Source organism: Nocardioides sp. NPDC047086, from assembly GCF_040643685.1.
In the GTDB taxonomy this organism is placed as follows: Bacteria; Actinomycetota; Actinomycetes; order Propionibacteriales; family Nocardioidaceae; genus Nocardioides.
In genome coordinates this window covers 294,699-307,131 of sequence record NZ_JBEYUV010000001.1, presented here as the reverse complement: position 1 = coordinate 307,131, position 12,433 = coordinate 294,699, and the positions used below count along the sequence as shown (strand labels likewise).

Sequence of the window (12,433 nt, the reverse complement as noted above, 5' to 3'; positions counted from 1 at the left end):
GCGCTGCGCGCCCGCGGTCCTGGTGGCGGCGGGGGTCCCCCGGCCCCTCCCCGCTGCGGCCCGGGGGGCCCCCCCCCCCCCCCCCGCCCCCCCCCCCCCCCGCCCCCCCCCCCCCCCCCCCCACGCCTCCGCCTAGCGGCTCCGGCGGCTCGACCAACGTGGCGAGTGCGAGGATGAGGGTCGGACGTAAAGAACTGGAACGGACACCCTGATGGACATCACCGTCGTCGCGCTGGCCTTCGCCGCGATCTTCGTCGTCGAGCTCCCCGACAAGACGTTCCTGGCGACACTGGTGCTGTCGACGAAGTACCGGCCGATCTTCGTGTGGCTCGGGGTGGGCGCGGCGTTCGGGATCCAGACGCTCATCGCGGTGGCGATCGGCGGGGTGGCCACGCTCCTACCTACCGACCTGATCCACATCGTCGCCGCCCTGCTCTTCCTCGGCGGCGCGGTGTTCCTGTTCATCGAGGGGCGCCGCCACCACGGCACCGCGACCGAGGAGGACGGCAGCGAGTTCGCCGAGAAGGCGAAGGACGTACGCGGCTTCCGCCAGATCCTGGCGAGCTTCATGGTCCTCTTCGCAGCTGAGTGGGGAGACCTCTCCCAGCTGCTGAGCGTCTCGCTGGTGGCCCGCTACCACGACCCGGTCTCGGTCTTCATCGGTTCCTGGGCCGCGCTGCTGACGGTGTCGGGGCTCGCCGTGCTGCTGGGACGTACGCTGCTCCGGTTCATCAAGCTGCACGTCCTGCACTACGTCGGAGCCCTCGTCTGCCTCGTCCTGGGCATCCTGACGTTGGTCGAGGCGATGTCCTGAGCTTGTCGAAGGGTGTTCGCCTGAGCGACGGTCGCCTAGGCTGCCCGGCATGGTAGAACTTGGCGCCGACAGCGAGGTCGGACGACTGCGTACGGTGATGCTCCACCGGCCCGGCCGGGAGCTGACCCGGCTGACGCCGCGCAACAACGACAAGCTCCTCTTCGACGGCATCCCGTGGGTGAAGCGGGCCCAGGACGAGCACGACGCCTTCGCGGCCGCGCTGCGGGATCGCGACGTCGAGGTGCTCTATCTGACCGACCTGCTCACCGAGACCCTCGAGGTGCCCGAGGCGCGGAAGCTGGCGCTCGAGAACGTGCTGGGCTCGCTCACCCTGGGCGACACCCTGCGCGACTACCTGAGCGGCGCCCTCGCCGACGCCGGTCCGGCCGAGCTGACCGACCATCTGACCGCGGGCATCCGCAACGACGAGGTACGCGGCGGCCACGGTCTGGTCACCAGCCTCCTCGCCCACGACGACTTCCTGATCGACCCGCTGCCCAACCTGCTCTTCACGCGCGACTCCTCGGTGTGGATCCGCGATCGGGCCACCGTCACGTCGCTGGCGATGCCGGCTCGCAAGCGCGAGACCGCGCTCACCGAGCTGATCTACCAGTTCCACCCGCGCTTCCGGGCCAGCCCGCGGCTGCACGGCGCCCACCTGGAGCACGTCGAGGGCGGGGACGTACTCCTCCTCGCTCCCGGTGTCGTCGCGGTCGGCGTCGGCGAGCGCACCACCCCCGCCGGGGCCGAGCGACTCGCCCGCCAGGTCTTCGCCGAGGAGCTCGCCCACACCGTGCTCGCGGTGCCGATCGCGCAGGAGCGCGCGACGATGCACCTGGACACGATCGCCACGCTGGTGAACACCGACCAGATGGTGATCTACCCCAACGCGGTCGACTCGCTGGTGGCGTACGCCGTGACTCCCGCGGGCGACGACGGTCGGCTGAACATCGCGGACCCGCGCCCATTCCTCGAGGTCGCGGCCGAGGCGATGGGCATCGACAAGCTCCACCACGTCGACACCGGGCTCGATCCGGTCGCCGCCGAGCGCGAGCAGTGGGACGACGGCAACAACACCCTGGCACTGGCGCCGGGCGTGGTCGTCGCCTACGAGCGCAACACGCAGACCAACGGGGCCCTGGAGTCCGCCGGCATCGAGGTCATCGCGATCGCCGGCTCCGAGCTGGGCTCCGGCCGCGGCGGCCCGCGATGCATGAGCTGCCCGATCGCCCGCGACCCGCTGCCCGCATAACCGACCGAACCCGCGGGTAACCCCTGTGGACGAACATCGTTGATCTCTGTAACCGCCGTCACACAGCGGCAGCCACCCCACAGCCGACCCCGAAGGAAACCCTCGTGACCGAGTCGTTCTTCTCCATGTTCACGCCCAAGGAGATCGCGCACATCAGCGCCACCGGCACCCGCGTGCATCTGCCGGAGGGCTGGTCGCCGATCTGGGAGGACACCCCGCCGGACAAGGCCTACATCATCCTCGACGGCACCGTCTCGGTCCGCCGTGACAAGGAGGAGATCGCCCAGTGCGGTCCCGGTGACATCATCGGCGAGGCGGCGATCATGAGGGGCTCGCTGCGTACGGCCTCCATCGTCGCCCTCACCCCGCTCGACCTGATCCACCTCAGCGCCGACAAGCTGCAGCAGCTGTCCGTCGAGATGCCGACGTTCGCGAGGGCGCTGGAGAAGGTCGCCAAGGAGAGGTTCGGCTCCTGACGCTCGACGACCAGCCCCGCAGCCAGGAGGCCGACATCGAGCTCGCCGAGGCCCTGGCCGTGGTCGAGTCCTTCGTCCTCGGCCAGGAGCCCACGCTCACCCGGCTCGATGTCGCGAAGGCCGCCGGCGTACCCATGGAGGTTGCCGAGGACCTCTGGCACCACCTCGGCTTCCCGCACGCGGGCGAGGACGAGGTCGCCTTCACGGAGGCCGATGTCGAGGCGTTGCGGATGACGCAGGAGCTCGTACGCCTCGGGGTGCTCAGCGAGGACCGGCAGGCGGCGCTCGTGCGGACCTGGGGACGTTCCTACGCGCGCCTGGCCGAATGGCAGACGTCGCTGCTGGCCGAGGTCGCCCGGGAGCGCGGCGGTGACGAGGTCGAGGACCTGGTCGCGCTGAGCGCGCAGGTGCTGCCGCTGGTCGAGTCGCTGCAGGACTACGTCTGGCGCCGCCATCTGGTCAGCGCCGCGCGACGGATGCTCACCGTCGCGGACGCCTCCGCGGTGCCGCTGGCGGTCGGCTTCCTCGACATCGTCGGCTACACCTCCCGCTCGAAACGGCTCAGCGACAAGGAGCTGGTCGACTGGGTCGAGGAGTTCGAGGACACCTGCTCCGACGTCGTCGTCGAGCACGGCGGGCGGGTGATCAAGTATCTCGGCGACGGGGTGTTCTTCACCTTCGAGGACGTCGAGGCAGCGGCACGGGCGGCGCTCGAGCTGGCTGCCCTCGGAGAAGACAAAGATAGTGCGTTTCCGCACGTCAGAGCCGGGATCTCCTACGGTGACGTGGTGCTCCGGCTCGGCGACGTCTTCGGCCCGACGGTCAACATCGCCGCCCGACTCACGACTCTGGCCCGGCCCTCGTCGGTGGTCATCGACGAGAACGCGGCCGCCGCGCTCGAGGACGTCGACGGCTTCCGGATCGAGAAGATGCGGCGTGCGAGCGTGAAGGGCTACTCCCGACTGCAGGCGTTCCGGCTGCGTTCCCAAACCGACTGAACCCGCCCGACCGAACCGGGCCAGGAAAGTCGGGCCCGGAGAGGTGCTCCCCAGCCAGGCTTGATGGTGAAAGGAGGACCACATGATCGGCACGCTCAACACCCTGGTCGACCTGGTCGAGGCCGAGCTCGACGAGGGGCTCACCGGCGAGGTGGACGTGGCTCGGGTCGCCCGCGACCACGGCACCACCGAGTACCACCTGCGCCGGATGTTCTCGGCGCTGGCCGGGATGCCCCTGTCGGAGTACGTACGCCGCCGCCGGATGACCCTGGCAGCGGCCGACCTGGTGGCCGGCGCCCCCGACCTCCTGGAGGTCGCGGTGCGCTACGGCTACGGCTCGACCGAGGCGTTCGGGCGCGCGTTCCGTGCTGTGCACGGTTCGGCGCCCGCCGACGTACGTCGATCCGGTGGTCCGCTACGTACACAACCCACGCTCAGATTCCGTCTGAGCGTCGAAGGGAGCACCCCGATGGACGTCACCATCGCCGACATGCCCGAGCTCCGGCTGGTCGGCCACGCCGCCAAGGTCCCGCTGATCTACGAGGGCGTGAACCCGCACATCCAGGCCCACATCGCCTCACTCGAGCCGTCGGAACACGTACGGCTCAAGGAGCTCAACGACACCGACCCGCGCGGCATCCTCGCCGTCACCGACTCCGCCGCGCCCGATGCGCCGGAGGGGTCGATGATCACCTATCTGCACGGGGTCGCGGTCACCGCGTCGACCGAGGTGCCCGACGGGCTCGACAGCATCACCGTTCCGGCCGGGTCCTGGGCGGTCTTCGCCTCCAGCGGCCCGCACCCCGAGGCGCTCCAGCAGCTCTGGGCCGCCACCGCGACCGACTGGTTCCCGTCGAACCCGTGGCGCCTGCGCCCCGGGCCGTCCGTCCTGCGCTATCTCGAGCTCACCGAGACGTACGCCTCGTGCGAGCTCTGGTTGCCGGTCGAGCGGTAACCGCTGGTCGAGCCGCCGTAGCCGCTAGGCGGAGGCGTGTCGAGACCAACACGGTCGAATCGAGCGCCGATGGGACTGTGTTGGTCTCGACACGCTCGCTAGCGCTCGCGGCTCGACCGGCGAGGGTCAGCGGATCGTGACCTGACGGTTCGCGAGCCCGGCGCGAGCGGAGCGCACCTCGGGAGTGATCTCGGAGTCGTCGGCGAGGGCCTCGTCGAGCAGCTTCTTGAACGCTACCGCCGGCTCCTCGAGCGCCTCGGCGCCGGTGCCGACCGGCAGGTCCCAGACGGGGGCCAGCAGACCGTGGGCACGGAACATGCCGACGAAACGGGCGTCGGGGACGATCACGTCGTCACCGGTCACGTGCAGTCGCGCGAGCGCGGTCAGCAGGGCGTCCTCGGGCTCGGGCATCACCCAGCGCAGGTGCTCCTTGGAGCCGACCGAGGTCCAGTACGCAGCCTCGACCGAGGTCAGTCGCTGCGTCGGCAGCACCGACTCGTTGGCGTGCTCGAGCGCGTGCTCGAAGTCGCCCTTGTCCTCGACGTCGGCGAGCCACCAGTCGAAGCCCTCGTGGACGGTGACGGCCAGGGACGAGTCGGTCACCAGGTCCTGCAGCCGCGGCCCGGGACCGGGCGCGGTGGTCAGACCGTAGATCCCGGACTCACCGGCGGCGCGATTCTCCAGCGCCTGGAGCAGCGCCGCGGCCACGTCCCGCGACACGTCGCCGTAGTTGTGCTGCACCTGCAGCCCGGCCCAGACCTCGCCGGAGTCGCGCGACATCGCCGGCGCGGCGCCGGGCAGCAGGGTGCCCAGGGTGACAGGGGTCGACTCGAAGCCCTTCACCGTCAGCGACACCGTCGCCGAGGGCACCAGCTCACGCAGCGCGACCAGGTCGCACTCGCCGGGCAGGCCCTCGAACGGGCGCCCCACGAACGCACCGCCGGCGGCACCGTGGCACGCCTTGTAGCGCTTGCCGGACCCGCACGGGCAGGCCGCGCGCGGGTTGGGACCTTCCGTCGGGGCCGCAGCCACCTGACGGTTCTTGACTCGGGACTTCTTGGCCACGGCCAAACCCTAACGGCCGAGGAGCTCCAGCATGAACCCCGGACGGTCGGTGATGACCGCGTTGACGCCGAGGTCGAGGCAGAGCTTGAGCTGCTCCTCGGTGTTGACGGTGTAGACGTGGAGGTTGCGGCCCTTCGAGGCCAACCGCCGCCCGAGCTTGGGATGGGCGGTGAGCATCTCGATGCCCGCCCCGAGCCACCAGTCCGGACCGATCGCGTGGCGCAGGAGCGACCAGTTGGCAGCACGGTCGATGAGCTGGACCAGAGGTACGCCCGGCGCCAGCCGCTCCACCCGCTGAAGTGCCGTGAAGGAGAAGCTCATCACCCGCACCGGGCTGCCCGGTCCCGCCCAGCCGAAGTCGTTGAGCACGTCGACCAGTCGGCCCTCGGTCAGCCCGCCGTAGCGCGTGGGGTGCTTGGTCTCGATCGCCATCTCGACGTGCCGGCCGTAGTCCCGCACCGCCCGCAGCAGCCGGTGCAGCGTGAGCACGCCCCGCATGTCCCGGTCCGGCGGCTCGTCCTCGCCCTCCCAGAACCCGTTCTTCCAGGCCGCGAAGTCGATCGCCTGCAGCTCGGCGAGGGTCATCTCCGAGACCAGTCCACGGGCGCCGATCCGGCGCAGGTGCCGGTCGTGGACACAGACGAGATGCCCGTCCATGGTCAGGCGTACGTCGCACTCCAGGGCGTCCGCACCCGCGTCCAGGGCTGCGACGTACGCAGCCAGGGTGTGCTCCGCGATCTCGTGACTGGCGCCGCGATGCGCGACGACCTGGGGCCTCATGAGGAGATTGTGGTCCATCGGACAACCCCGCGTGCGCACGACACGTCATCGAAAATCGTTACCCCGCCGCGTACTCCGCGGTCCTAGAGCGGCATGACCTCGAGGCGACCGAAGGCGACGAACGCGGCCAGCGACCAGAAGACGAGGTCCCCGACGGCGGCGCCCCACTCCCTGCGGATGATGCGGGTGGTCGTCGCGCCGGTCATGAGCAGCACCAGCCCGAGAGCGGCGAGCGGCACCAGCCATGTCGCGACCCCGGTCACGGCGGGCAGGATCAGCCCGGCGGCGGCCAGCAGCTTCATCACGCCGATGACCTTGAGGAAACCCTCCGGGAAGTCATCGGCGTAGCGCCACCCGTCGAACGCGTTGCGGAACCGCTCCTTCGAGAGCAGCAGCATCGCCAGTCCACCGGCCAGGAAGCCGGCAGCGAGAAAGATCGTCACGATCCACAGGATGATGTTCATGCCAACCAGGACGAGGTACGCCACCGTCCTGTGACATCACCGCCCGCCGGCCACCCGCAGCGTGGTCGCGGTGACGTACGAGGCCTTGTCGCTCATCAGCCAGACGACCGCCTCGGCGACCTCGTCGGGCGAGGACGCGCGGCCGATCGGGATCTGGGGCGCCATCCGCGCGATCCGGCCGGGGTCGCCGGTGTTGGCGTGCATGTCGGTCTCGGTGAGCCCGGGAGCGACCGCGACGACCCGGATGCCGAGCGGGGCGACCTCGAGCCCGAGGCCCTTGGTGAGCGCGTCGATCCCGGCCTTCGCGGCGGCGTAGTGGACGTACTCACCCGGCGATCCCAGCGTCGCGGCGCCCGAGGAGATGTTCACGATGACACCGCCGCCCTCGGCGAGCGCCGACACGGCCGCGCGGGCGACCAGCGTGGGACCGACCAGGTTGACGTCGTACGTCCTCCGGATCTCGTCCGCGGGAGTCTCGACGAGGGGCGCGTAGCGATAGGTCGCGCCCGCGTTGTTGACCACGCCGGTGACCGCTCCGGCAGCCTCGAAGAGCGCGGCGATCCCGGCGTCGGTGGTGATGTCCGCGGCCACGATCTCGCAGGAGACCCCGAGGGCCCGGACCTCGTCGCGCGTCGCGACGGCCGCGGACTCGTCGGACAGGTAGCCGAGCACGAGGGAGTGGCCGTCAGCGGCCAGCCGATGAGCGATGGCGGCGCCGATGCCGCGGGTGCCTCCGGTGACGAGCGTGCGCAGAGATCCGTCTTTCACACCCGAAGGGTGTCACGCAGCCGCCAGGCCACCAACGCCAGTGCCAGGACGCCGGCGAGCGCCCATCCGGCCGGGTAGTGCACCGCGGGTTCGTTCCAGCGCTCGTGGAAGTAGACGAGGTGTGCGGAGAGCAGCCCGGCGTCGACCGAGCGGCCTTCCTGGATGAGTACGCCGATGGCCACCAGCACCGTCAGCAGCGTCTGCATCGCCCAGCCCAGGATCCAGGCGGGCACCCAGGCGACGACATCGACGGCGCGGCGTACGGACGTCACGAGCACGGTCACCAGCGCGGCCGCCAGCAGCGCGTCGATGACCGACGACGGCAGCTCACCGGGAAGCATCCCGTCCAGCCAGAGGGGTACGCAGACGGCCGGCGCGGCCAGCATCGGAGCCCGCAGCACGCACGGCCCGAGGCTCGCGGCGATCCCGGCGGCGAGACCGGCGAACGTCGTGATCGCGGCGATGGCGATCAGATGGGTCAGCATCGAGGGGTCGGTCGCCGCCGGTCCCGTGGCGAACATCAGCCCCGAGAAGGCCGCGGCGACGACGCCTGCGCCGGCGAGCACGGAACCGAGCAGCCGTCGGTCCGGGCGCAGCCCCGCAGCGAGCCCACCGAGCGCGGCGGCGAGCAACGTGAACGAGACCAGCTCGGCGACCATCGGGGCGAGCAGGAGCGGCTGCGGCCGGACGAGCTGCGGCAGGAAACCGATGCCCCAACCCGCGGCCGCGACCAGCGGAACCATCCACAGACGAGCCCGTTCAGTCATGTCGTCCACGGTGACAGGCGCAAGGTGAGCCCAGGCGGCGAGCCGGGGAACACCTGCCCAACGTCAGGTGCCCGACCGTTGACATTCTTCGCCGTCGTGTAGGGATTTCTTATTTGCCGAGCATGCAAATGGGATACCTGGGTAGGCTCATGGGACGGACACGTACCCCACGCGTGGAAGAGGTGAGACCGGCATGAGCAAAGCACCCCGAAAATTCTGGGCCAGAAGCATCAGTACAGCGGCGCTGACCAGCATCGGGCCTCGGGCCGTTGCCGCCGTCGCGCTGACCGCTGCCTTCGCCGTCGCGGCCCCGAACGAGGGGAACCTCGACACCGGTCATCAGCAGCCTGAGCTGCCCGATCCGGGCGCTCTTCAGGACCCCCTCGGCATCTCCGGCGGTCTGGGTGGCGTGAAGAACCTGACCCCCACCGACGCGGTGCGGCTGGCCTCCAACGCCGAGGAGCTGTCGATCCCGCCGGTCGCCCTGGCTGCCTACCAGCGCTCGGCCACCGTGCTCAACGACGCCGACGCCTCCTGCCGCATCGACTGGGCGCTGGTCGCCGCGATCGGCATGGTCGAGAGCAACCACGGACGCTTCGGCGGCAGCGAGCTCAACTCCAACGGCCTCGCCCTCCCCGCGATCATCGGCCCGCAGCTCAACGGCGCCGGCAACTACGCCGCGATCCGCGACACCGACAACGGGCTCTACGACCATGACACGGTCTACGACCACGCGGTCGGGCCGATGCAGTTCATCCCCTCCACCTGGACCGTCGTGGGTGCCGACGGGGACGGCGACAACCGCCGCGACCCCCAGGACGTGGACGACGCCGCCGTCGCCACCGCGGCCTACCTGTGTGCCGGCACCGAGGACGTCAGCACCGAAGCCGGCGCCAGCTCCGCGGTCTACCGCTACAACCAGAGCGACACGTACGTCGAAGCAGTGCTGAAGATCGCCGGGCAGTACCGCAACGGTGAGTTCCCCGGCTCGCCGAGCGTGGACGGTGGTTCCACCTCGTCGATGCGACCCACGGCCTCCCCGCTCCCGGTCACGTCGAACACCGTAAAGCCGACGGCCAAGCCGACCACCAAGTCGACGATCAAGGCCGCACCGGTTCCGAAGCCTCCAGCGCCGAGCAAGTCGCCGTCCCCCACCGACAACAACACGGGCGAGACCGACTCCGGCGACAACTCGTCGGGTGGCGAGACCGAGACCCCGACGACTCCCACGCCGACCCCGACTCCGACGCCCACGGATCGCCCGACCACGGAGGAGCCGGAGCCCACTGACGAGGCGACGAACGAGACTCTCGCCGAGCCCTGCAAGACGGCTACGACCGCGGTCTACCCAGATCTTCAGGCGATGGAGCCGGAAACCTACGATGCAGTGGTCGCCGACTGCATCGTCGAGTTCGCGAAGGGGACCACGATGCCGGAGGACCTCGCGATCAGGGATTACCTCCGCACGCTCCCTGAATCCGGAAAGTTCCCCGCCAGCGTCGCGAACCCCACCCCGGAGCCCACCGCCCCCGAAGAGGGGGCGGAGGAGGCCCCGACCGACACTCCGTCGGCATGATTCGGGTCAGCTGACCTTGATCACCGTCTTGCCGAAGTTCTGCCCCCGGAGCATCCGGGTGAACGCGGCGGGCGCGTTCTCGAGCCCCTCGGTGATGTCCTCGCGGTAGCGCAGCCTGCCGTCGGCCAGCCAGCCGGCCGCCTCGGCGAGGAACGTCTTCTGGTGATCGCGGACGAACTCGTCCTGGATGAAACCCCTGATCAGCAGCGATTTGTTGAGCACGTGCCGCATCAGTCCGGGCGCCCGGTCGGGCCCCTCGGGCGCGGAGGTGTCGTTGTAGTGCGCGACGATCCCGCAGACCGGCACCCGGGCGAACTTGTTCAGCCGCGGCAGCACGGCGTTCCACACGTGCCCGCCGACGTTCTCGAAGTAGACGTCGATCCCGTCGGGGACCGCCGTCTTCAGCTGCTCCTTGAAGTCGGGCGCGCGGTGGTCGAGGGCGGCGTCGAAGCCGAGCTCGGTCAGATGCGCGACCTTCTCCGGCCCGCCGGCGATGCCGACGGCGCGGCAGCCGAGGATCTTCGCGATCTGTCCGACGGTGGCGCCGACGGGACCGGTCGCCGCCGCCACCACGACGGTCTCGCCGGGCTTCGGCTGCCCGATCTGGGTCAGCCCCGCGTACGCCGTGAACCCCGGCATCCCGAGCACGCCCAGCGCGGTGGAGACCGGCGCGACGGACGGATCGAGGCGACGGGTGTGTCGGGCCGGTGCGACGGAGAACCCCTGCCAGCCTCCGTACGCCAGCACCACGTCACCCACCTGCCGCGACGGATCGCGCGACTCCACCACCTCGGCGACCGTGGCACCGGGCAGCACGTCGCCCAGCGCGGTCGGCTCGGCGTACGAGGGGGCATCGCTCATCCGACCTCGCATGTAGGGGTCGAGCGAGAGGAACTTCGTACGCAGCAGCACCTCGCCCTCCGCGGGCGTCGGCACCTCGGAGGTGACGATCGAGAAGTCCTCGGCGGTCGGCTCACCGACCGGGCGAGCGCGGAGCAGGATCTGGGTGTTCGTGTCGGTCATCCCGCCATGGTGCCTCACCGCGCCAGGCTTGATTAATGACAACTAAACCTATTGACTTAGCCCATGAAGCCCACCGTCGACGTCCACCAGCACCTGTGGCCGCCGGCGCTGGTCGAGGAGCTGCGCCGCCGGCGGCAGCCTCCGTACCTCGACGGCTGGGTGCTCCATCTCGACGGCGAGCCGCCCTTCTCCGTCGACCCCGCGGACCACGATCTCACTCGCCGTGCGGAGCAGGAGCACGGCCTCGTCCTGCTGTCCCTCTCCAGCCCGCTGGGGATCGAGTCGCTCGCCCCGGACGAGGCGCGCCCGCTGCTCGACGCCTGGCACGGCTTCGCCGACGACCTGCCCGACGACTACGGGCTCTGGGCCGCGCCGGCCCTCGTCGAACCGGACCTCGTCGGCGTCGCGGAGACCCTGGCGCACGACCGCGTCCACGGCCTCCAGGTACCGGCGACCGCGCTGGCGACCCCGGCCGCACTCGAGGCCCTCGCGCCGGTCCTCGCAACCGCCCAGCAGGCCGACCTGCCCGTCCTCGTGCACCCGGGACCCGCCGGCCCGAGCAAACCGACCGACGTGCCCGGCTGGTGGCCCGCCCTGACCTCGTACGTCGCCCAGCAGAGCGCCGCATGGCACTCCTGGCACGTCGCGGGGCGGTCGTTGCTGCCCACCCTGCGGATCGCGTTCGTGGCGCTGGCCGGCCTCGCGCCGCTGCACCACGAGCGGCTCGCCCAGCGCGGCGGCCATCTCGGCGCGATCGACCGGCACGTCTACTACGAGACCTCGTCCTACGGCACCCAGGCGATCGACGCGATGTCGCGCGTCGTCGGTGTCGACCCGCTCGCGAACGGCTCGGACCGGCCCTACGCCGAGCCGACGGATCCCGACCTCGGCGAAGCCCTGACCCGGGCGATCTTCGTCACCAACCCCGACCACCTGCTGACCGGAGGAGACCGATGACCATCACCGAACCGACTGTGGACACGGTCCTCTGTGCCGGGGACCTGCCCAAGCTGCCGGGACGTACGCTCAGCCCTGGCGAGCTCCGCGCCTGGGTCGACGAGCTCGCCGCGCACCCCGAGCGATGGGCACACCTGGTCCGCCACGACACCGGCGGGCGCCACTATGCCTCGCTCTACCGGGACAAGGACATCGATGTCTGGCTGCTGTGCTGGAACACGGTCGACGACACCGGCTGGCACGACCACGACATCTCCTCGGGCGCGGTCGCGGTCACCCACGGAGCGGTCTTCGAGCAACAGCCGAGGTTCGGCGGCGATCCCGTGCAGCGGGAGGTCGGCGCGCGTCGCAGCTTCGGCTTCGGTCCCGACCACATCCACCGGATGAGCGGCGCGGCCGACGGCTCGGTCTCGATCCACGCCTACTCGCCACCGCTGTGGCGGATGGGGCAGTACGCGATCAGCGACGACGGCGTGATGCGTCGCGTCTCGGTCTCCTACGCCGACGAGCTGCGCCCGCTGGAGGACTGAACGGCCTC

General features: G+C 70.6%; 14 protein-coding genes. 8 read left to right on the top strand and 6 right to left on the bottom strand.

Annotated elements, in window-relative coordinates; genetic code table 11:
* Positions 1-211: 211 nt before the first annotated feature.
* From ABZ796_RS01520 to ABZ796_RS01500, 5 genes are all read left to right on the top strand, one after another.
* Positions 212-814, top strand: a complete 603-nt coding sequence (locus ABZ796_RS01520; protein ID WP_357334016.1) for a TMEM165/GDT1 family protein — start codon at positions 212-214, stop codon at positions 812-814.
* 49 nt (positions 815-863) lie between these two features.
* Positions 864-2,066, top strand: a complete 1,203-nt coding sequence (locus ABZ796_RS01515; RefSeq protein WP_357334014.1) for an arginine deiminase — start codon at positions 864-866, stop codon at positions 2,064-2,066.
* Between the two features lie 104 nt (positions 2,067-2,170).
* Positions 2,171-2,542: a cyclic nucleotide-binding domain-containing protein gene (locus ABZ796_RS01510; RefSeq protein WP_357334012.1), complete on the top strand. Its 372-nt coding sequence runs from the start codon at positions 2,171-2,173 to the stop codon at positions 2,540-2,542.
* 59 nt (positions 2,543-2,601) lie between these two features.
* Positions 2,602-3,540, top strand: a complete 939-nt coding sequence (locus tag ABZ796_RS01505) for an adenylate/guanylate cyclase domain-containing protein (protein ID WP_357334010.1) — start codon at positions 2,602-2,604, stop codon at positions 3,538-3,540.
* Between the two features lie 82 nt (positions 3,541-3,622).
* Positions 3,623-4,495: an AraC family transcriptional regulator gene (locus ABZ796_RS01500; protein WP_357334009.1), complete on the top strand. Its 873-nt coding sequence runs from the start codon at positions 3,623-3,625 to the stop codon at positions 4,493-4,495.
* 126 nt (positions 4,496-4,621) lie between these two features.
* Here the strand turns inward: ABZ796_RS01500 and ABZ796_RS01495 are convergent, their stop codons facing one another.
* The 5 genes from ABZ796_RS01495 to ABZ796_RS01475 all read right to left on the bottom strand — a co-directional run bounded on the left by ABZ796_RS01495 (position 4,622) and on the right by ABZ796_RS01475 (position 8,339).
* On the bottom strand, positions 4,622-5,560 hold the full coding sequence (locus tag ABZ796_RS01495) for a DUF5926 family protein (RefSeq protein WP_357334007.1): 939 nt from the start codon (positions 5,558-5,560) through the stop codon (positions 4,622-4,624).
* 9 nt (positions 5,561-5,569) lie between these two features.
* Complete coding sequence (locus ABZ796_RS01490) at positions 5,570-6,340, bottom strand: glycerophosphodiester phosphodiesterase family protein (RefSeq protein ID WP_357334005.1); 771 nt, start codon at positions 6,338-6,340, stop codon at positions 5,570-5,572.
* A gap of 83 nt (positions 6,341-6,423) precedes the next feature.
* Positions 6,424-6,804: a DoxX family protein gene (locus ABZ796_RS01485; protein WP_357334003.1), complete on the bottom strand. Its 381-nt coding sequence runs from the start codon at positions 6,802-6,804 to the stop codon at positions 6,424-6,426.
* Positions 6,805-6,840: 36 nt separating this feature from the next.
* On the bottom strand, positions 6,841-7,572 hold the full coding sequence (locus tag ABZ796_RS01480; protein ID WP_357334001.1) for an SDR family oxidoreductase: 732 nt from the start codon (positions 7,570-7,572) through the stop codon (positions 6,841-6,843).
* Positions 7,569-8,339, bottom strand: a complete 771-nt coding sequence (locus tag ABZ796_RS01475) for a hypothetical protein (RefSeq protein WP_357333999.1) — start codon at positions 8,337-8,339, stop codon at positions 7,569-7,571. Before ABZ796_RS01475 ends, ABZ796_RS01480 begins: the two co-directional genes overlap by 4 nt.
* Before the next feature lie 193 nt (positions 8,340-8,532).
* Between ABZ796_RS01475 and ABZ796_RS01470 the strand changes: the two genes are divergently transcribed.
* Entirely contained in the window at positions 8,533-9,915 is a 1,383-nt protein-coding gene (locus ABZ796_RS01470; RefSeq protein ID WP_357333997.1) for a lytic murein transglycosylase, read from the top strand.
* Positions 9,916-9,921: 6 nt separating this feature from the next.
* On the opposite strand, the gene ABZ796_RS01465 is transcribed toward ABZ796_RS01470, so the two are convergent.
* Positions 9,922-10,938 (bottom strand): NADP-dependent oxidoreductase, encoded by a 1,017-nt coding sequence (locus ABZ796_RS01465; protein ID WP_357333995.1) that lies wholly within the window; start codon positions 10,936-10,938, stop codon positions 9,922-9,924.
* A gap of 63 nt (positions 10,939-11,001) precedes the next feature.
* Here ABZ796_RS01465 and ABZ796_RS01460 point away from each other — a divergent pair, with 63 nt between their 5' ends.
* Together ABZ796_RS01460 and ABZ796_RS01455 are read left to right on the top strand one after the other, a co-directional pair.
* Positions 11,002-11,895 (top strand): amidohydrolase, encoded by an 894-nt coding sequence (locus ABZ796_RS01460; protein WP_357333994.1) that lies wholly within the window; start codon positions 11,002-11,004, stop codon positions 11,893-11,895.
* Positions 11,892-12,425 (top strand): cysteine dioxygenase family protein, encoded by a 534-nt coding sequence (locus ABZ796_RS01455; protein ID WP_357333992.1) that lies wholly within the window; start codon positions 11,892-11,894, stop codon positions 12,423-12,425. Before ABZ796_RS01460 ends, ABZ796_RS01455 begins: the two co-directional genes overlap by 4 nt.
* Positions 12,426-12,433 lie beyond the last annotated feature (8 nt).

Coding starts and splice junctions, on each gene's coding strand:
- ABZ796_RS01520 (WP_357334016.1), top strand. CDS start 212: ATGGACATCACCGTCGTCGCGCTGGCCTTCGCCGCGATCTTCGTCGTC.
- ABZ796_RS01515 (WP_357334014.1), top strand. CDS start 864: ATGGTAGAACTTGGCGCCGACAGCGAGGTCGGACGACTGCGTACGGTG.
- ABZ796_RS01500 (WP_357334009.1), top strand. CDS start 3,623: ATGATCGGCACGCTCAACACCCTGGTCGACCTGGTCGAGGCCGAGCTC.
- ABZ796_RS01490 (WP_357334005.1), bottom strand. CDS start 6,340: ATGAGGCCCCAGGTCGTCGCGCATCGCGGCGCCAGTCACGAGATCGCG.
- ABZ796_RS01485 (WP_357334003.1), bottom strand. CDS start 6,804: ATGAACATCATCCTGTGGATCGTGACGATCTTTCTCGCTGCCGGCTTC.
- ABZ796_RS01475 (WP_357333999.1), bottom strand. CDS start 8,339: ATGACTGAACGGGCTCGTCTGTGGATGGTTCCGCTGGTCGCGGCCGCG.
- ABZ796_RS01470 (WP_357333997.1), top strand. CDS start 8,533: ATGAGCAAAGCACCCCGAAAATTCTGGGCCAGAAGCATCAGTACAGCG.
- ABZ796_RS01465 (WP_357333995.1), bottom strand. CDS start 10,938: ATGACCGACACGAACACCCAGATCCTGCTCCGCGCTCGCCCGGTCGGT.
- ABZ796_RS01460 (WP_357333994.1), top strand. CDS start 11,002: ATGAAGCCCACCGTCGACGTCCACCAGCACCTGTGGCCGCCGGCGCTG.
- ABZ796_RS01455 (WP_357333992.1), top strand. CDS start 11,892: ATGACCATCACCGAACCGACTGTGGACACGGTCCTCTGTGCCGGGGAC.